This is a genomic window from Streptomyces sp. 2114.4, assembly GCF_900187385.1.
Classification (GTDB): domain Bacteria; phylum Actinomycetota; class Actinomycetes; order Streptomycetales; family Streptomycetaceae; genus Streptomyces; species Streptomyces mooreae.
In genome coordinates this window covers 7946657-7965020 of the sequence record NZ_FYEY01000001.1, presented here as the reverse complement: position 1 = coordinate 7965020, position 18364 = coordinate 7946657, and the positions used below count along the sequence as shown (strand labels likewise).

Below are 18364 nucleotides of genomic sequence, written 5' to 3'. Positions count from 1 at the left end.
CCAGCGAAGAGGAACGGCTGCCGCTTCTGACGCTGGGCGAGGCCGCGCGGCGATCGAGCTGCTGCAACTGCTCAGCGCTGGCACTGGCGATGGAGCGTACGCAGCCCGGCACCTGGCCGGGAATTTGGCCCGACGGCTCCCGGCCGAGTGACTCCGCCATTGACGGGAGCCTTCGGTCCAGGGGCGACTGAAGTTGCGACCAGGGACGCCTCGAGGCAAAGCCTCGTCGACAGGCTGGTGTGACTCGGAGCTTTGACCATTGACCTGCCAGGTCGACCTCCCCGGTGGGCGGAGCCGCCAGTCGCTTTGGGGTGCGAGCGAGGCGGTTCTGCTCAGCGGTCAGGCGGGAACACCGGCCTTGTCCAGGACGGCGGCCATCTCATCCTCGGGAAGCGCCGGATTGGCACCCGCGTTGGAGGCCAGTTCGGGGACATGGAGCGCCTCGCGGAGCCGGTGGAGCGGGAGGCGTGGGTCGCCGGCCGCCGCCTGGCGCGTCCAGACCGCGGGGTCATGGCTGAGCCGTTCGATCAGCGCGGGCGTGGCGGCCGGGTCCCGGACGGCCAGCCGACGGTAGTTTCCGTCCGGGTGGTCCGCGTAGCGGGAGGCGAGGCCCTCGCGGGGGAAGCGGGGGTGCGTCTCCGCCATCCAGGCGGAGAACGTCCCTCCGAGCCTCGCGTACACACGCAGCAGGACCTCCTCCGGAGTGTCGGGGTGGTGAATGCCCAGGTGGTTCTCCACCACCGGGTCCTCGACGGGTGCGAGTAGGCGCAGCAGGTCGGGCGGCAGGTGGGGGCTCCGGGCGGCGGCGCGCCGGAGCAGCGGGTGGGCAGAGGCCGCGGCCCGAGGCAGCACCTCGGGGTCGGCGAGCCCGTCCCGTACCCACTGCACGCCGTCGCCCCTGTCGAAGTCCCCGACCGTGAAGTCGATCGCTATGCGCCGGGTCTCGTCCAGCTCGGGCCTGAGGGAGACCGCGAGCCGTACGGCCCCGTCGGGGTCGACGGCGAGCCGCTCCACGAGGTCGGCAGGCAACGACGGGTTCTCGGCGAGGTCCGCGAGGTGCGTCCGCTCGGCGACGCACCGCTCGGCGTCGGCGCGGACGAGGAGCCCTCGGCGCAGCGCCTCGGCGGCAGACTTCGGATCGCGGAGGAGTTCGGCGGTGACGAGTGCGTCTCGCCGGCACTCCCACAGCGCGGCGGCCCGCCGCACCTCGGGGTCAGGGTCGGCCAGCAGCGCCGACCGCTCGCCCGGCGGCAGGATCCCCCATGCACGCACCGCTTCACGGCGCGCGGCCGAACTGTGATGAGTAGCCATCGAGGCCACGAACGACGGCGCCAAATGGGGCGAGTCCAGCAGGGCCATCCGGACAGAAGGGGCGGGGTCGTCGAGCAGGCGGACGCACACGGCGTCCGGGAGCGGCGCGACCTTTGTGCGCGGGTCGTACACCTCGGGTCCGTACGCAAGAGCAGCCCGCACCTTGGGAGAAGGATCGTCCGCGAGCCGGGCCCGCTGTGCAGGCTCCGCCCTGGCGCTCATGGCGAAGTCGATCCGGGCGCCCGGGTTCGGGTGGGCCAGGACCACCACGACGGCCGGCTCAGGGAGTCCGGCCCGCTGGAGGGCGTCACGGGGCGGACGGTCACCGCCTCCGTCGAAGGCGAGCAGGCGCAGTAGCAGCGGTGTCGGCAGCGCTGGATTGCGGGCGACTCCGTCCAGAGCGGATGCGTGGAACGACACCATGATTCCCCTACCCCTGTGTCTTCCTCGATTGGTCCGCGATCATGATCTCCCGTATGCCCGTCAGGAACCGCCGAACGGCACCAGCTGCGGTCAGGACGCAGCGATCCGCATGATCTGCGCGGTGCGCTCGGCCACCATGATGGTCGGCGCGTGGGTGCTGGCCCGCGGGGCGGTCGGCACCACCGAGGCACCGAGTGGCCGTCGGTGCACCACCCAGTGGGCGTGACCCGGGTTTCAGCAAGGACGGCGGAAGGTGGCCCGGTAGGTCTGCGGTGTCGTGCCGGTGACGCGCTTGAACCGTTCGCGGAAGGCGGTCGCGGATCCAAAACCGGCCTGCACGGCGATACGTTCGACGGGATGGTCGCTGTGCTCAAGTAGGTACTGGGCGTGTCGGACGCGTGCGCAGAGCAGCCACTGCAGTGGGGTCGGTCGGGGCCGGTTCCTGCCGGCTCGCGATCGGCCGGAGATCGGAGGAGGCGTCCGCCGCAGCCGGGAATGGGAACGCCCCGGCTACAGTCACGCGCAGGGGGCCGGAGCCACTGTCATTGGCTCCGGCCCCCGTTATCTGGGCGTGCGTGGTCAGTCGGTGTTCTCGCGCGGCGCGAGGAGGGCGAAGTACGTCTCGCGGGCCTCATCGCTCAGCTCACCGTCGAGCGACAGGGCTTGGCGCAGGGTACGGAGCGACTCCTGGGGCGGGACGTTCCACCGGTTGTGCGCCTCGCGCATGATCTCGCCGATCTCCCGGTAGGCCGTGTCGGGGTGGTGCCGGACGAACCAGTCGAGCATCTTCCCGATGGGCAGGCTGAGAGTCAGGTGCCACCAGCGCACCTCGTCGTCCTGTTCCCTCTGGTCCTTGGTCAGGGTGAAGGTCTCGGAGAAGTCGTCGAGTACCGCGTGACGGACCGTGGCTCCCAGCAGGTGGGAGGGCAGGATACGGTCCAGGCTCGCCGCCACGTTCCAGGCCAGTGCGTCGGAGACCTCCCGCACGGCCTGCTCGTTGCGCTGGCGCAGGACCCAGCGTTTGCGCACGTCCGGACGCTCCCACAGGAGCTGGTGGAAGTCGGCGGCGAACCGGTCGCGCACCTCGGCTGCCCCGGGGGCGAGGGAGTCACGGTCCCCGGCGGACATCGTGGCCCGGATGCCCTCGGCGGAGCGCTGACGTGCCTCCACCCAGTCGTCGACGACCGCGCGCGCCCACTGGTCGCGCCCGCCGACGCTCGCCTGCGGCTGGGGGACCTCGCTGTTGCTGCGCGAGAGGTAGGCGCGCAGCGTGGAGGCGGTGATGCCGCCGAGTTCCGCCATCTCCGGGATGCCGACCAACTGGGTGCCGGTCAGTTCCGGGGTGGCGAGGTCGACGATGCATTGCTCAAGCGGGAGCGCCTTGTCCTGCTCCTGGTGGTGCTTCGCCCACAGGGCGAGATGGTCGAGCCAGTTCTCGACGGAGGGGGCTTCGGGGTCGAAGGTGGTCACCTTGCCGGCGTGGGCTCGGGCGGGGTCGGCGCGTCCGTCGAGCATGTCAGCGGCACTGACCGTGACGGCTGCACGGGCCTTGCGCCGCTCGTAGTCCTCCTCGACGGGGTCCCAGACCTGTCCGGGGCGGTACCAGGTGGCGCCGTCGAACCAGTAGCCGCCGGCGCGGAAGAGCAGTGCGTCGCCCGACCACTGGGTGTGCCAGGAGGCCGTGTCGCCGTCGCTCATCAGCAGCACGGTCCGGCCGTGGTCGGGGTGGTAGCGCACCACCCAGCCGAGCTCGTGGTTGAGCGGGTCGGTGGTGAAGGCGTACCAGCCTCCGTTGCGGCGGACGCGGTCGAAGCGTCCCCACATGCCCTCGCCCTTGTTGCGTCCTACCTCCTCGATGGCCTCGGGGCCTTCGTCGAGGGGGAGGTGGGAGTCGTCGACGAACGGTAGGCCGGGCACCGGATGGTCGCCACGCAGGCCGTTCGCGAACAGACGGATGTGTCCCAACGTGGATGCCTCTTCCCTTGTTTGGTGCTGCACGCCTTGTGCAGCACCTTCATTCCCGTTCATACAGCACTGCCAAACGCCTTCGTGTAACGGCTTTCGGCCAATCTCTCCGGCGGGTGTCCGAGAAGTCCGCGCTCACCCAGTCGTCCATCGGTCATCTCCTGTCGGCTCCCGGCACAGCGCCCGGGGTGGGCGCTGTGCCTCACCCCTTCGGGGGGAACGGGGCCGTGGGACAGGAACGGGACCGGGAAGTTCTCCGGGCGTCCGTGCCGAGGTCAGCGGAAGGCTGAGGAGAGGGGGGAAGCAGCGAGGGGGAGCGCGTGGTGCGCTGGTGCAGCACGCGCGGCCGTCTCCTGGGTGGGAGACGGCTGTCCGGTTCCCCGAGGGAACAGGCCGGGCGTTCCCCCGGGGAACTGACGGTGCGTTCCCTGGGGGAACCTTGTGCGTCCTCACCTGTCGCCCCACCAGACGTGCCGCGCGCCGCGCGTCCTCGGTCGGCGTCTCTGGGTAACTGGCCTGTTGAGGGCTCGTTAGCAGCAGGACCGTGTCCCCCGCGGACTCAGGGCCCCGCAGCCGTCACGCAGCGGGGCCCTGATCTCGATTGGGCATGCCTTTGGGCATGCCTCTCCCGGGCTGGGCATGCCTCCCTCCATCGGGAAGGCCGGGGCCTGCTGGTGCAGCGATAAGTGCAGGTCAGCGCTGTCAGGCTCCCGAGCGTGACGCCTCGGCGTGACAGTAGTGGAGCCCCCCCAGTCCCCCAGGCCGCCCTTGGGGACTGGGGGACTGCGCTCCTGTTTTCCCAGGTAAAGGCGCTCCGTCCAGAGAGCTGGGGGCTGGGGGGAGGGCAGGCGGCTGTGTACCTGGCCCCGCGTTTTCCCTGGTAGGCGAACCGCTCTGTGTACCTGTGTACCGCCCCTCCTGCCTGCAAGGTTCCAGCCGGCATCCGTCCACGAGACCGGCCCCGCGCCCGTGCGCGTAGGGCGGTGCCACAAGTCCCACAAAGCGCTCGCAGGTCAGCGCATCACATTGATCGGGGGAAGCGTGTCCGGCAGAGCCGCACCGCTCACGCAGGACAGCTCGTCCATGGCAGGCAGTAGGGCCGTGAGCCGTCCGGCGGGGTCGTCTTCCCAGCCGTCAACTACATCTCGGACAGCGTCCACTGTTCCAGCTCGGCCAGCTTGGCCAGGACGTCGTCGTCGAACGCGGCGCCGGCCGAGGCGAGGTCGGCGGGGGCCGAGGCGGGCAGGTGTGGCGGCTCGGTGGTGGTCTTGCGGTCTTCCGGGTGTGGGTGGCCCAGGTGGGGCGGGGTGCGTTGTGGCGGGGCCGGGTGGCGATGCCCCGGGCGGCGAGGTCGCGTCCGCTCCACAGGAAGGAGGAGCCGGGGCGGTGCTGGCAGGAGGAGATGGCGTCGAGGCGGTACCAGCGGGTCGTGCCGTCGAGGAAAGCCTCCCAGCCGGGGGAGAAGGTCTTGTTGGCGCGCAGGTAGCGGTTGACGTAGCCGTGGACGGTGCCGTCGTGTTCGACCAGCCAGCGCTCCAGCTCGGCGTCGCCCTCGCGTTGGGTCAGGCTCCAGCCGTCTCCCAGCCGCGTGGTGAGGGCGAGGGTCTTGATGCGGGGGCGGTCGAGGGCGGCGCGGTGCCGGCGCTCGGCCGCGGCGTACTCGTTCTGGCGGGTCGTGTGGCAGGCCGGCCAGGTCAGCCGGTCGCCGAAGAGCGGGTGTGCGGCCTCCTTGCGATTGCGGGGGGGCCGGGGATCAGGTGCCAGCCGGCGGCGGTCAACCGGTCGCGCAGCGGTGGGGGCAGGATCATCGTCTCGGCAACGACGGGCCGGCCGCTGTCGTCGTCTTCGGTGACCGCGGTCTGGCACTGGCCGCACTGCGGCAGGTACACCGTCCGGTATGAGAGCACTGCTCCCCTTTCATTGCGTGATGCTCCGTCAAGCGCCTTTTTTCGTAGCAACATTCGTAGCATCTTTAGCCCGGATATGTGAGCGGTGGCGGCCACGGAGAAGCGCGGCGTGCAACAACTGACCGATTCTCGGACATCAGCCGCCCAGTGCGTCTGGAAGGCGTCTCGCGTGTCCAACAACGGCGTACGGAAATTCAAAGATCATCATGACGAGGTGGTGACTAGTCAGAGTGGTGTGCCCCCTGCCGTGCCAATCATCGGCCTGGTCGTCTCGGTGATCGCGCTTGGGGTGTCCCTGCTGGCCTTCCGACGAGCAAGGCAGGCCGAGCGCCGAGCGTCTTATCCACGTGTGCGTGTCCAGTTGACCTGGACAGATGCACCTTCCGAAGCACCCCAACCTGACGATCCCTTCGCTGACTTCACGGACGAGCAGCGCAAGAACTCCTTGCTGCTGGGGATCAGATCTGAGGGGAATCTTGGTTTTAATGGCGTACGAGCACGCGTGAAGTTCCGCCGTGCTTGGAGGCTGCGCTCTGTATCGACGTCGTGGGCTTCAGTGGACATGCCGCAACCAGAACAAGACCAGGCGGGACAGTACTCAGCCTATGGGTCGCTGGCGTTCCGTCCCTTCGGGAACTGGGCCGTCCGAAACGTCGGGCTTCACCTACACGCAGTCACGGCAGAACCCGTAGCCCTGTGGGCGCAGGATCCATGGCACAGGCGAATCCTGGTATGGCTGCTTCACCGCATCGGAGCCTTGGAGGACCGGGGGCGACGGAGGCGGGTGCAGCGGCAGCAGGAGGAGCAGGGGCAGACGGAGCAGGAGCAGGGGACGACGGAGGAGCTGCTCAGGAAGTGGATGGAAACCTACGAGTGGGCTGAGCAGCACCGTCCGTGGTGGTGGCGAGTTCGACTCCTTCGTCTTCGTCTGGTCGCTGCCCTCGACCGTGGTGATCCGGATACCCGCATCTACGCCACTGTTCAGGTTGCTTGGCGTGTCGCTCAGCATGGTGGTGAGGTCGTGCGACTGGCGCAGCGTCATACGTACCGCCTGTCCTTCGCGCGGAGTGCACCGATGGAGGGAGTCATCTCGGCTCATCGGTTCTCCGGCGCGTCGCAGTTGCGCGTCGACGACCCCCGCTACCGGTACCGGCTTCGACTTCCCGGGGGTTCCAGCGGTACAGCCTGAGCGCGGAATCCACAGTGCGAACCGGCCCTGCGGCCTACAGCACGCCGATCAGGGCGTTGTCCTCCCACTGGTCGACGACTTCGAGGTAGCCAGCGAGGACTTTGGAGTGGGGGCCCATCCGCCCTGCTTGGCGATGACGATCTGGTCGTGGCCCTTCAGGCGGGAGACAGCTGAGAGGGCCTTGCTCCACAGCGCCGCCGAGAGGGGCGGTGCTGTCTCCGATGCCGAGATCGCCGGAGTGAAGCAACTGATCGGTCGTATCACGCGCTACGAAGGCCGGTTCCGCGCAGAGGGCATCCTTGCCGCAAACAGCGGCGTGCGGTCCGCTCTGGCGTGGGATTACGGACGGGCCTCCTGCATGGCCCGCTGGGGAGTCGGCGCACGCTTCACGGACATCTGGGAAGCTGAACAGGCCGTCGCGCACGTCTCACAGCTGAGCCGCATGACATACAACTCCTGGGCAGAATTCGCCGCCGGCTACTTCCTCGGGCGCTGCCTGCACTTCGACGACGAGCAGTTCGGACACTGGTACACAGACATGCTCCACGCCCATAAAGTGCTAGCCACTCATGCCGAAAGCCCCTGGCGTGCCGTCCCCTGGGCATGACACGTTCGTACCAGCGACGGCTGCCCCGCCGAGTTCGACTCCGTTACCAGCCCCGCCGGCCCGCAGGGCTGGGGTCCTTCTCTGCCCCATCGGCGCCCGGGTGCCGATGGGCAGCGCGCTCGGCCGGCACTCCTACTCCAGGCGGGCCTAACGCTCGCTCTGCTGGTAGGCGCGACTCGGCGAGCTCGTTCAGCAGCGCCGCACGCCTGGGTTGGAGTGTTCAGCGGGACGGAAAATCGGCGCTTGAACCGGTTGACGCGGGACTGGTGCGGGCGGCGGTCCGGCGCGGGGATAGTCCCGGAAGTCCGAAGCCGAAGCGGCAGCCCTCCGCCTGCTCCCCGCAGGTCCCCTCTACCAGGCCACCGCCGACGCCAACAACACCTGCTCCCCGTACGCGCGGGATGGTCCAGGCCAGGAGGGCTTCCGTGACAGGCAGCTCTACTGCTTCCCGCGCCTGCGGGGATGGCCCCCCGCTGAGTCTCCTCGGCCACCATGCGGTTCCGCTCCCCGCCTCGCGGGGGTGTCGTCCCTGGCGTCGAGGCCGGAATTGAGGAACTTTGTGTTTCTGGATCCGCGGAGGTGCTCTCGTCGGCGGCGCGTGGCCAGCAGCCAGCTCCACCTGCCCTGACCGGTGGAGAGGGCCCCGAGCCGGACGTCCGCGTGGTTCAAATCCAGGTGGTGCGCATGGAACGATGCAGGTCACGAAGTCTGCTCCCCGCACGCGTGGGGATGGTCCCACCTCCGGTGACGGCCGCTTCGCTCCGGACTCCTGCTCCCCGCACGCGTGGGGGTGGTCCTATACGGGGCTCTCCGCGGAGGCGGAGGTGAGCCGGCCGGTCCGGTTGTTCCCGTCCAGCTGCCCGGTGCTCTCTGCGCAGGCGGAGGTGAGCAGCCGCGGCCGACGACCGGAACCCAGCCCACCTTGTGCTCTCCGCGCTTGCGGAGAGCACGCCTCGGAAAGCGCCTTGTACCGGCCCCGGCGCGGCTCATCTCCGCTCCCGCGGAGAGCACGAGAAGCACTTGGCCACCGCCTCCCGTTACCTCGGCTCACCTCCGCTCCCGCGGACAGCACCACGCCCCGGAACCTCAAGTGCGCCTCGCCCCCGGCTCACCTCCGCTCCCGCGGAGAGCACTCGTCGTCCAGGTTCGCGGAATCGTAGATAGCCGGCTCACCTCCGCTCCCGCGGAGAGCACTGAAGTACCTCCGCGAGCTCGGCACGCTCGTCGGCTCACCTCCGCTCCCGCGGAGAGCACCCCAGTTTCTCGCCCAGGTCGTGGCTGTCGATCGGCTCACCTCCGCTCCCGCGGAGAGCACCACCGAGGTCCACAACAACAGCACCACGCGCGGGGCGTTCGGCTCACCTCCGCTCCCGCGGAGAGCACCCTTCGCGACCTCCACTTTCAGAGCTGCTTTGCAATTTCGTGATCTGGTTTTCCCGTTGTGGGTGGTGAGCTGAAGGCGACCAGCGTGAGCCCGTCGAAGTCACGCAGGTGGCGGCGGCGGTGTCCGGAGATCCGCACGGTGAAGCCTTGTTCGTTGTCGGTCGGATAGACCATTACCGAGAGTCCGTCCCCTGTGCAGTCGGTGACAGCTGCCCAGAGTTCGTCTCTGACCTTTGCCGATACCGTTCCGACGTATAGCTCAGGTGTGACTTCCAGTAGCCAGCGTGTCAGTGCTCCTCGCAAGTGGTCGGGGACGGCTGTGACGGACAGGGTGATCATTGACGGCATGGGTCACCGGCCTGCCGCGCCGGGTTCTTCGCGTGCGCCGGCGTAGTTGACGCCGCCGGGCACGGCTCCCGTTACCGGGTCCCACAGGTCCACCACTTCGTCCTCGAAGTCCTCTGGCTCTTGCGCGGCGGAGTCGGGTTCAAGGAGCCGCTGGATGTCGGAGACGATGCGGGGCATCAGCCGGAACAGGCGTAGGCCCTCGCGGAAGCGGCGGCGGGCCGCCTGCTCCGGGTGGGGTGTGTCGTGGAGGGTGAAGGCGAGCGGGATGGTGAGTTCGGCTTTGTAGAGGTCTGCGATGTCATAGACGAAGGACTGTTGTTTTCCGCTGTGTACGAAGCCGAGGCCTGGTGAACAGCCCATGGAGGTGATCGCTGCGTGGACGATGCCGTAGAGGCAGGTGTTGGCGGCGGACAGGGCGAGGTTGACGGGGTCTTGCTGGTCCCAGGACGAGGGATCGTAGACGCGTTTGAACCGGCCGATGCGGTGTTGCTGGGCCAGGAGTTTGTAGAGGGCTTTCATCCGCTGTCCCTCCAGGCCACGCAGGCGTTCTAGGGAGGTTTCCCGGGGCACGGTGTTGGAGCCGAAGCGGTGTTCGTACATCCGCCGGGCCACAGCGAGGCGTTCGTCGTCGTCGGCCCAGGCGCGTGCCTGTCTCTCGAGCCATCGGGTGTTCAGGGAGCCGGGAACGGTGGCGCTGTAGGTGCGGACGCCGCCGGCGCCGGTGGTGACGACGGTGGTCCCGTGACGTGCCAGGGTGGCCATCGCGCGGGCGGTGATGCTGGTGCCGGGGCCGAGGAGGACGCAGCTGAGGGCCGCGGTGGGCAGGTAGACCAGTTCGGCTCCGCGCTGTTCGGTGGTGACGACCGCGCAGACACCGGTGTCGTCTTGCTGGACGCGGACGATGTCGAGGTAGAGGAACGAGAGGGAGTCGGCGGTGCGGGGCAACATCGCCACGGTGGGTGCGGCGAGTTTTCGGCGGGCCGCGCTGTGGGCGTTCACGGGGCTTGCCGGGCGGGTGCGAGGGTGAGCAGGCCGCAGCCGTAGGCCTTGCCGCGGCCGATGCCGTCGAGAATGCGTTGGCGCAGCAGGTCTGGGTCTTTGATGTGTGCGGTGCCGTCGAATCTGGTGCGGGCGTGGGTGATGTGGCGTTTGTCGTGGGCGCGTTGGCCGCGGGCGGTGTCGAGGGGGGTGGAGTGGGAGCTGCTCAGGTGCAGTCCGCTGTTTTCTTCGGCCTGGCGTTGCCACCAGTGGTCGGCGTCGGCTCCGGTCAGCGGTATGACGGCGGGGGCGCCGGTGGTGGCGCGGGTGGTGTGGCCGGGTTTGCGTACGGGGCTGGCGGTGATGCGGTATTGGATGCTCAGGCCGGGGCGCAGCGCGTCGAGCATGGGGGTCAGGTCTTTGGTGGCTGCGCTGGCGTAGCCCGCGGGGAGTTTGTCGAGGTCGGGTCGCAGTTGGCTTTGCAGGAGGATGACGGGGGTCGGGCCGGTGTCCTCGGCGCGGAAGAGCGCGCCGGCCTGGCGGCGGGCCTGGGTGCCGAGGCCGTCGGGGAAGAGCGTCATGATGCGGTGGTGCAGGGCGACGGCGCTGGACAGGTCGCGGCGTGCGTCGCGGTGTCGGAGATCGGGCTGGATTCGGGTGAGCCACAGAGCCGTCATTGTGCAGCTCCTTCGCTGTGCAGGGCGTCGAGGTAGAGGGTCAGCGCCGTGAGGTAGTCGGTGCCCAGGCCCGCGCATTGGCTGGCGGGCAGGGGGAGGGTGTGTCGGTAGAGGGCACGTGCCCGGAAGGCGCGGTGGCCTTTCGGATCGTCATTGAGTTCGCTCACGGCAACAGCGCCCTGCTGCTCCTGGTTTTGCGTGTGTTCGGCGGGCAGCCGGGGTGTGGGCAGTTGGTCGAGTGGGCTGTCGGAGTGGAAGTCGACGCGGGCGTCGCCGCGGGGGCGTGGCCGGGCCAGTGGTAGGTGCACGAGGTGATGCAGGGGGTCGGTCAGGAGCCCGAGCAGGAGGGGGCCTGCCGGGGGGCATGAGCGCCGTCCGAGGTAGGGCGGCCAGTGCGGGGTGCGTACGGCTTGTTCGCAGGTGCGCAGCGTGTCGGGGTCCCCGGTGAGGCAGATGGTGAAGGCGGCGTCGGCGAGGTAGGTGCGGTGGGAGAGGAGGGTGCCTTGGGAGGGGGGCCGTTTCTTTCCTTCCGCGGTGGTGACGGTCCCTTTCGCGGGCAGCCCGCCGCCGACGGTGTGGAGGTCGCGCAGCAGGACGCCGGGCCGGTCGGTGCGGGTGGTCAGCGACAAGCGGGCCAGGTCGTCGAGGCTTTCGTCGCGGGTGCGTCCCAGGCAGGCGCCGAGCAGTCCGATGATGCCGGAGCGGGTGGGGTGCGGGGCGGTGTCGCGCTCGTTGTAGTGGCTGCGGGTGCCCCAGGACTGCAGGGGTCCGGCCAGGTGCAGGAGGAGTCCGGGTGCCGCGGTATCGGGGGCGTTCACGCTGTGGCCTCGGCCAGGGCAGCGGTGACGGAGCCGGTGATCAGTTCGTCGAACGAGTCGTTCCGGGCCCCGAGCCCGGTCAGCTCCTTGTCCTCCGAGCTGGCCCAGCCCGCGTGGACCAGGCCACGCGGTCCCAGCAGCCGACCGGCTGCCTGCGCGTAGTGGGCCAGCGCCTGCCGTGAGGGCTGGCCGAATCCGCCGGCGCGGTCGGCGCCGACGGGCCTTTCGAACGCCGCGGCGTACGACAGGGGGCGGTCGGAGCGGACGCTGATGTGCACCAGATCCGGGATGGTGTGAGGCGCGGTGGAGGTCTTCTTCGCCTCGGGCAGCGACAGCACGAACGCCTCGCCGAACGACGTCGCCAACGTGCGGGCGGCCTCTACGTCGCCGCCGATGTTGCGCAGCAGGTCTGCCAGGTCGAGCGTGGCGTAGCGGTAGAACACGCCGGCGCTGAACTCGCCGCTGCCCATGTGGGCGCTGCCGGTGGTGTCCCGCCAGGCGTCGGTGATGTCGTCCACGGCAGCGAAGTAGTCGACTTCCACGTCCGTGCCGTGGGTGGTCAGGGCGTGTGCGAGCTGTACCGCGCCGTCGACGCCGGCGCCGTCGACCTCTGCCAGCATGCGGCCGAACAGGTTGATGATCCCGTTGCGGCGGCGCAGCACCGCGTCGATGTCGGCCTGTGGCAGGACGCTCTTGACGCCCTTCTTCATGTCCTTCGCGCCCTCGATGTCGACCCGGTGGGTCTCGGCGAGGTCGGCGAGTTCCGTGACCGCGGACGCGGGCACGTAGACCATGGCGTTGGTGCTCCAGGCCGGCTCTTCCTCCGAGGGCGGATCGGCCTTGATGCTGCTGCCTGTGGCGATGTGCTGCCCCGCACGCCGGGCAAGGTCCGCCGGCCAGCCGCGCTCGTCGCACAACGCGGCCTCGACTGCTTCTCCGATCCGGCGGGTGCGCAGCGCCTTCTCGCCGATGCTGCGCTGGAAGTAGCGGCGCACGGCGCGCTTCCAGCACTGGCTGCTGACCCGGGTGCGTTCCCGGTCGCCGTACTGGACCGTTTTGACGGAGTTGGTGTCGTCCCTGTTGAGGTTGGCGTAGGGCACGCTCTGCAAGACGTGGAAGTCGATGAACCGGCCGGCGAGGGCGGGCTGCGAAGCGATGATGGACATGTCTGTCTCCTTGCGGGTTGTCGGTGGCGCGAGGTCCGGTGGGGCGGGTCAGGCGGCGGGGCCATCCGGTGCGGAGGCGTCGTCGGCCTTCAGGGCGTCGGCAAGGTCGGCTGCTTGGCGGGCGCGGTAGTAGTCCTGCAACCACCAGCGAGCCACCCGCTTGCGCTGCTGCGGCCAGGTGCGCAGGTCGACCAGGAGCCGCGCCCAGTCCGGCGCCGTGTTCCGGTCGCACAACTGCCGTACGGCGGAGGGAAGGTGACGGTGCAGCCCGGAGGCGCTCTGCTTACACAGCAGGTTCAGGCGGGTCTCGGCGGCGCTCTCACGGATGCCTTGCCGGCCACCGCGGGCCACCGCGGCCGCGTAGGTCTGCCCCATGCTGTCCCCGAACCGCTCGCGACGCTGCGCCTCGGCCTGCGCCCGCCGGGCCGAGCGCTGCTCGGGAATCCCGGGTCCGGCTGCGGGCTCGGCCTCTACGGCAGCCGCGGCCGGGCGGGCCGAGTCGCTCTCCTGGTGGCCGGCCTGCTCGTCGGGACCGATGGCACCGTGCCGGTGATATGCGGCGATCAGCGCAGCGACGGTGTAGAACGCGCGTTGTCCCTCGGAGTCCCGCAGCACGGCGCCGGGCAGGAGCGGAGCCACGATGCGGTGCATCCGCGGCACGTCGTCCAGGCCCTTGCCGACGCCGCTGCGCAACGCCGCCCGCGCACCGGCGTCCTTGCCGGCCACGCGGGTGACCGCAGCGACGAATTGCCGGGCTTCGACCAGCCACGAGGAGGCGCCGGGACTCGCAGGCGGTGCGTCGTGGCCGGGCTGCTGGCGTTCACCGGAGGTGGCTGAAGTGGTCATCGGTCATCTCCCACGGAGGGGCGCTGGGCGCCGGCGGCTTTCTTCTTCCCACGCCCGCCATACAGCTCGATGCGCGCGGACTCCCGGGCCCGCGCGCCGCGCGCCGTGCCGGCGGCCGCTTCGGTGATGTGGTCGTAGATGCGCTCCGCCCGGGTACGAAAGGCCTGGGCTGCGCCGTCGAAGCGGCCTTCGTCCAGGCGCTTCCAGAACTCCGTCTCCGCCTCGGGCCAGTACCGGGCCGCCGCGGCCGCCGACCAGGCGCAGTCCTGGACCTTGGTATTGGCGAACTGCGCCCAGGCCTGCTTGGCCGCACGCTCCAGACGCTGTCCGTAGCGCTCCCCCGCCAGCCGCAACTGCCCGACCATCCGGGCCTGTTCCCTGTTGCGTTCCTCCATCAGATGCAGCACCGGCGGCGTGGTCGAGGAGACGACCTGGGTGTCTTTGGCCTGGCCCTCCTGATCGATGCCCAGGGCCTGGATACGGCATGTGCCCCGTCCGAACAGGTCGACGGCGGTGGGGAACACATCCGGCCGGCGGCTTTCCACGCCGGGCGGATCGCTCAGCAGCAGCGCGTCCAGGTCCCGCCACAGACCGCGCCGGCAGTCCGCGTAGCGGGCGTAGCGGTTGCCTGCCTGGCTCGTCTGCCAGATCAGGAAATCGTCGGTGCGGGCGATGCGCTCGCGGTAGGCCCAGGTGATGTACGCATCCACCGTGTGAGCGCCCGCGTCGTCGGGGACCAGCAGCAGTGCGTGCTGGTTGTGGCCTACCAGCTTCGACATCGGGCCGGTCACCACCCCCTTGAGCGTCAGCGGATCCGTCGGCTCACTGCGCTCCCACGGACAGGGGTCGCCATCGCGGACGTAGCGGCGGGCGCGGTCGGGCTCCGGCAGGCCGGCCAGCAGCGTCTCGAACAACGTGCCACCCAGCGGGTGGTACGACAGCGCCGTGCGCAGCGGTCCCGCCACGCAGTTCGCTTCTTTCGTACCGCGGACGGTCCGGGCGGAGCAGCGCCCGGAGGGCCCGTAGTACCGCCACACCAGCAGATGCTCCAGCGCCTGCGCCGAGGCGAGGGCTACCGGGCGGGCATCCGCGGTGTGCTCGAACCACGCGTGGTTCGAGCCGGACGGCCGGGTCGTGACGAGCTTGTTGATCCCGGCGCTCTTGTCGCACTGCGACGTCAGCCGGGGATCCTGAAGGAAGGGGTGCACCGGGTCATAGAGCCGGAAGCGATCGGCGAAGGCCTCGAAGTAGGCATCGACGCGCTTGGCGTCGAAGGCACCCGCGTCGAGGACATCGAAGCGCTCCTCATGCCAGTCGTCGGCGATGTCCAGTTCCGTGATCCGGGCAGTCAGCGCGTACAGCACCCGGTACAGCCCCGACAACGCCGGCGGCAGCGACACCGCGAGCGCACTGATCTGGTGCGCTCGCAGGAACAGCTCGCGCAGCGAAACGGCCTCCGGCCGGTCGCCGGCGGGCACCGAATCCGCCCACCGGACGGGGAAGGCCCGCTCCGTGAGCAGATCATAGAGGTCTGTGGACATGACACCTCTCTGCTGAGAGCTTCAGTAAGCTTCGGACCAGATCCCCGTGGAAAACGGGGGTGACCCGCGCGATGAAGGCGTCGCGACGCCACCGCAGGTCAACTCCCCGCGAAAGCGGGGGTAGGCGGTCACGGCCGTCGGACCGGACTCGGCGCCTGCTCGGTACTCCCGGGCACACCGAGCTGACAATCTGAATAGAAGCGCGAAGAAGGGGTTGTTCGCTACCGAGAGGCTTGAAGTCCCTCGGAAGTGAAAGAAATTGACCGGTCTCCGACCGTGCACGACCACATGCCGCCCCCTCGGTGGCGCATCGGCAAGACGCACAGCTCCCTCAGCGCGGCCAGCTGTCCCCATGACGCCGGCACCTCCTGCGCCACGCCCCGCCCCCGCAACCATCCCCCGGGCACCGGCACCGTCTGCCGCATTACCTCACGCGCCTGCGCCACCGAAACCCGCCCGGCCCGCCCCCACCCCGGAACCGGCGAGGCCCCCTCGGGGTCAAGCGTCACAGCACCCGCGTCCTGAAGAAACACGCACACCGCCCGCTCCGAGTCCGCCCCCAGACGCGTCGTCAGCAGCGCCTCATCAATCAGCGCACCATCCCGGCTCAACTCCGCCAGATCGACCATCTTCATCGGCGGGTTGATCATCGTGGAATCCGCCAGCGCCTCTTCCGCCAGTACCGCACCCAGATGCTCGGCATCCAGCCGCTCCTGCAGGTCACGCTCAGCGGAATCCTCCAGATGGTCGCAGAAGTCCTCCGCATACACGGCATCAACGAGCCCTTGCACATCCCCCGGCACGGCGATCGGCTTCCCTTCACGCTCGTGCAGCAGACCACTCGTCCGCCTCAGCAACGCCTCCGGATACACCGCCCCCCACCGCTCCGGTGCCCGCACCTTCCCCTGCGCATCCACCGGCTCCAGCACCGCCAGCCGAGGAGTCACCCCCACCCAGCCCACCCGGCCGCCTTCCTCGGGCGCCAGCCCCGCACGGTCATGCCGCATACACCGCCCGGCCCGCTGCAACAACTGAGCCAGCGGAGCAAGATCACTGATCACGACATCGAAGTCGAGATCCAGGGACTGCTCCACCACCTGCGTCGCCACCAGCACCGAGACCGGCGGCCGCCGACGCCCCTCCCCCGGCTTGCCGAACGCCCGCTCGCATGCCTCCGTGATCTCCAACCGCCGCGCAGCCGGAAATCGCGAATGCAACAGCAGCAACCCGTCCTCAGCCGCCGCCAGCTGCGGAAACTCCCGCCTCAGCAGGCGATATGTCTCCTGCGCCTCGGCGACCGTCGTACAGCACACCAACGCACCCCCGCCCCGTTCCACCAACGGCCGCAACTCCCCCACCACCGCCGTCCCACGACCGGCCTCAGACCCCACCGGCGCGTCCCTCGACACCGAAACCGCCCGCACCTCGATCTCCCGGGCACGCCCACTGCCCACCGCACACGGCGCCGAGACCGCCCCACTGCGCCCACTGACATACAGCCACCCCGGATACACCGGCGCCACCTCGCACGGCTCACCGAACCCACAGCCCCGCCGGTACGCCTCCACCAACGACGACGCCGAACGCCCCGACAACGTCGCCGAAAGCAGCACCACCGGAGCACCACACGCCCCCAGCCACTCCAGCAACCGCACCAAAAGACTGTGCATCCACGGCCCATACGCATGCGCCTCATCCACCACCAAGACCTTGTTCGACAGCCCCAGCAGCCGCAGCACGTTGTAGCGAACCGGCAACACGCCCGCCAACGCCTGATCAATCGTCCCCGTCGCCAACGGAGCCAACAGCCCCCGCTTAGCCCCCCTCAACCACCGCCCCGCAACCAACGCCGACCCCACATCACTCACCAAATCCCCTGCACCCTCCCCGCCCCGGGCTCCGCATACGCCTCACTCAGCCACGCCATGCTGTGCAGCAACGTCAACGCACGATCACCCGCGACATTCAGCCCCGCGAACTCCGCCACCCGGGCATGCATCGCATCCGCCGTCGCCATCGTCGGCAACGCAAAAAACAACCCCGAGGCCCCCGAGGCCCGCCCCATCACCGACGCCGCGTGCAACGCCGCCTCCGTCTTCCCCTCCCCCGTGGGCGCCGTCACCAGCAGCAACCCCGGGCCCTCCACAAGCCCCGGCACCCCCTCAGCCACCGACGCCTGCAACGCATTGGCACCCGCGAACGAGAACTGCTCATCGAAGGACTTCACGGGCCACTCAGCCACCCCCAGCCCCACCTCGGCCACCCACCCGCCGGCCACAGCCACGGCCTGCGCCCAATGCGCCTCAAGCCCCGCATCATCCGCAGCCCAACCCTCAACCGGCATCCGCGGCGTGATCACTGCCTCCTGGCTCGCCAGCCAATCCGCCACCACCACGAGCCCCAGCACCACCACCGCAACCTGCGCCGGCAACGGCCCTCGCACCATGTCCTCCGGACCGGCACCCACCAGCCGGCGCACCGCCTCCGCATGCGCCACCCGCTGAGCCTCCCAGCCAGGCCCCCCGAGCTCTGGCACGTAAGCCTCACCGTTTCGCAGAGCGCGATGCACACAACCGTGGTGACCACCAAGCAACTGCGCCACCTGATGATGAGCAGACCGCCGAACCGACCGCGACCCCGGATAGCCCCATGCCTCGAACAACGAAGTCAGAGCCCAGTGAGTGGCCTTGTCATGGTCGAGCCTCTGCTTCTCGACTCCCGCGGCATGCGCATATCCAGGGTCGCTCACGAGGTCGGCATAGGCCTCCCGCGCCATGACCTGAAATGCCGGAATGATCTTTCCGACGTCATGTAAGCCGGCCCACACACTCACCAGGCCCCGAACCTGCCCCTCGCTAAGGCCCACGGCACCAGCCAGACGCGCTCGCGCAGCATCCGTCAAAACCCGGTCCCACAGCACACCGGCAACCGCCGCAGTGTCCAGCAGATGACAGATCAACGGATACCGACGTGCCAGCCCCCGCTCCTTACCCCACAACCGCCCATCGACCACCGGCTCCGACATAGCCCACCCCCATCACGACGCTGTGACAGCAACAGGCATACCAGCGCCCACTGACAACGCCCCCACACAGCGCTTCACAGCGGTAGATTCACGCACATGCACAACCCCCGCCCCTTGAGTCAAGAAAACGCAAACCGCCTCTAACGCCGCAGGTGGCGAAGGGTGCTCTCCGCGGAGGCG

General features: G+C 69.4%; 15 protein-coding genes, 1 pseudogene and 2 CRISPR repeat arrays (1 of these 18 only partly in view). Of the genes and pseudogenes, 3 read left to right on the top strand and 13 right to left on the bottom strand.

Annotation, left to right across the window (positions count from 1 at the left end):
- Window positions 1-339: 339 nt before the first annotated feature.
- On the bottom strand, window positions 340-1734 hold the full coding sequence (locus tag CFW40_RS35170) for a Mucin-2 (RefSeq protein ID WP_088801797.1): 1395 nt from the start codon (window positions 1732-1734) through the stop codon (window positions 340-342).
- On the opposite strand from CFW40_RS35170, the gene CFW40_RS35165 reads away from it, so the two are divergent.
- Entirely contained in the window at window positions 1733-1960 is a 228-nt protein-coding gene (locus tag CFW40_RS35165; protein ID WP_143034500.1) for a hypothetical protein, read from the top strand. The genes CFW40_RS35170 and CFW40_RS35165 overlap by 2 nt on opposite strands.
- Before the next feature lie 8 nt (window positions 1961-1968).
- On the opposite strand, the pseudogene CFW40_RS35160 reads toward CFW40_RS35165, so the two are convergent.
- The 3 genes and pseudogenes from CFW40_RS35160 to CFW40_RS38810 form a co-directional block, all read right to left on the bottom strand.
- Window positions 1969-2163: pseudogene (locus CFW40_RS35160) on the bottom strand (helix-turn-helix domain-containing protein); the annotation flags it as partial.
- A 150-nt stretch (window positions 2164-2313) separates the two neighbouring features.
- Window positions 2314-3699: a hypothetical protein gene (locus tag CFW40_RS35155; RefSeq protein ID WP_088801795.1), complete on the bottom strand. Its 1386-nt coding sequence runs from the start codon at window positions 3697-3699 to the stop codon at window positions 2314-2316.
- 1134 nt (window positions 3700-4833) lie between these two features.
- Window positions 4834-5565: a hypothetical protein gene (locus CFW40_RS38810; RefSeq protein ID WP_143680879.1), complete on the bottom strand. Its 732-nt coding sequence runs from the start codon at window positions 5563-5565 to the stop codon at window positions 4834-4836.
- Window positions 5566-5775: 210 nt separating this feature from the next.
- Between CFW40_RS38810 and CFW40_RS37460 the strand changes: the two genes are divergently transcribed.
- Both CFW40_RS37460 and CFW40_RS35135 read left to right on the top strand, forming a co-directional pair.
- Window positions 5776-6795: a hypothetical protein gene (locus tag CFW40_RS37460; RefSeq protein WP_176956275.1), complete on the top strand. Its 1020-nt coding sequence runs from the start codon at window positions 5776-5778 to the stop codon at window positions 6793-6795.
- Between the two features lie 133 nt (window positions 6796-6928).
- Window positions 6929-7402, top strand: a complete 474-nt coding sequence (locus CFW40_RS35135; protein ID WP_088801791.1) for a DUF1266 domain-containing protein — start codon at window positions 6929-6931, stop codon at window positions 7400-7402.
- A gap of 921 nt (window positions 7403-8323) precedes the next feature.
- Window positions 8324-8785: a CRISPR direct-repeat array (repeat unit 29 nt; unit sequence CGGCTCACCTCCGCTCCCGCGGAGAGCAC).
- 18 nt (window positions 8786-8803) lie between these two features.
- Here CFW40_RS35135 and cas2e read toward each other — a convergent pair.
- The 9 genes from cas2e to CFW40_RS38590 all read right to left on the bottom strand — a co-directional run bounded on the left by cas2e (window position 8804) and on the right by CFW40_RS38590 (window position 18184).
- Window positions 8804-9133, bottom strand: coding sequence for a type I-E CRISPR-associated endoribonuclease Cas2e (gene cas2e / locus CFW40_RS35130; RefSeq protein WP_088801790.1), 330 nt, complete (start codon window positions 9131-9133; stop codon window positions 8804-8806).
- Between the two features lie 3 nt (window positions 9134-9136).
- Window positions 9137-10081: a type I-E CRISPR-associated endonuclease Cas1e gene (gene cas1e, locus CFW40_RS35125; protein WP_088802558.1), complete on the bottom strand. Its 945-nt coding sequence runs from the start codon at window positions 10079-10081 to the stop codon at window positions 9137-9139.
- A gap of 47 nt (window positions 10082-10128) precedes the next feature.
- Window positions 10129-10788, bottom strand: coding sequence for a type I-E CRISPR-associated protein Cas6/Cse3/CasE (gene cas6e, locus CFW40_RS35120; protein WP_088801789.1), 660 nt, complete (start codon window positions 10786-10788; stop codon window positions 10129-10131).
- Window positions 10785-11606: a type I-E CRISPR-associated protein Cas5/CasD gene (gene cas5e / locus CFW40_RS35115; RefSeq protein ID WP_088801788.1), complete on the bottom strand. Its 822-nt coding sequence runs from the start codon at window positions 11604-11606 to the stop codon at window positions 10785-10787. Before cas5e ends, cas6e begins: the two co-directional genes overlap by 4 nt.
- Entirely contained in the window at window positions 11603-12772 is a 1170-nt protein-coding gene (cas7e, locus tag CFW40_RS35110) for a type I-E CRISPR-associated protein Cas7/Cse4/CasC (protein WP_088801787.1), read from the bottom strand. Before cas7e ends, cas5e begins: the two co-directional genes overlap by 4 nt.
- Window positions 12773-12820: 48 nt before the next feature.
- Window positions 12821-13618, bottom strand: coding sequence for a type I-E CRISPR-associated protein Cse2/CasB (casB, locus tag CFW40_RS35105; protein WP_088801786.1), 798 nt, complete (start codon window positions 13616-13618; stop codon window positions 12821-12823).
- Window positions 13615-15159: a type I-E CRISPR-associated protein Cse1/CasA gene (casA, locus tag CFW40_RS35100; RefSeq protein WP_088801785.1), complete on the bottom strand. Its 1545-nt coding sequence runs from the start codon at window positions 15157-15159 to the stop codon at window positions 13615-13617. The genes casB and casA overlap by 4 nt, the downstream gene beginning before the upstream one ends.
- Window positions 15160-15380: 221 nt before the next feature.
- Window positions 15381-16919 carry a CRISPR-associated helicase Cas3' gene (gene cas3, locus CFW40_RS38595; RefSeq protein ID WP_256992069.1) on the bottom strand — a complete coding sequence of 513 codons (1539 nt, stop codon included), beginning with the start codon at window positions 16917-16919 and terminating at the stop codon, window positions 15381-15383.
- Window positions 16920-17023: 104 nt separating this feature from the next.
- Window positions 17024-18184 carry a CRISPR-associated endonuclease Cas3'' gene (locus CFW40_RS38590; protein ID WP_256992063.1) on the bottom strand — a complete coding sequence of 387 codons (1161 nt, stop codon included), beginning with the start codon at window positions 18182-18184 and terminating at the stop codon, window positions 17024-17026.
- 162 nt (window positions 18185-18346) lie between these two features.
- Window positions 18347-18364: a CRISPR direct-repeat array (repeat unit 29 nt); it runs 255 nt beyond the window's last position.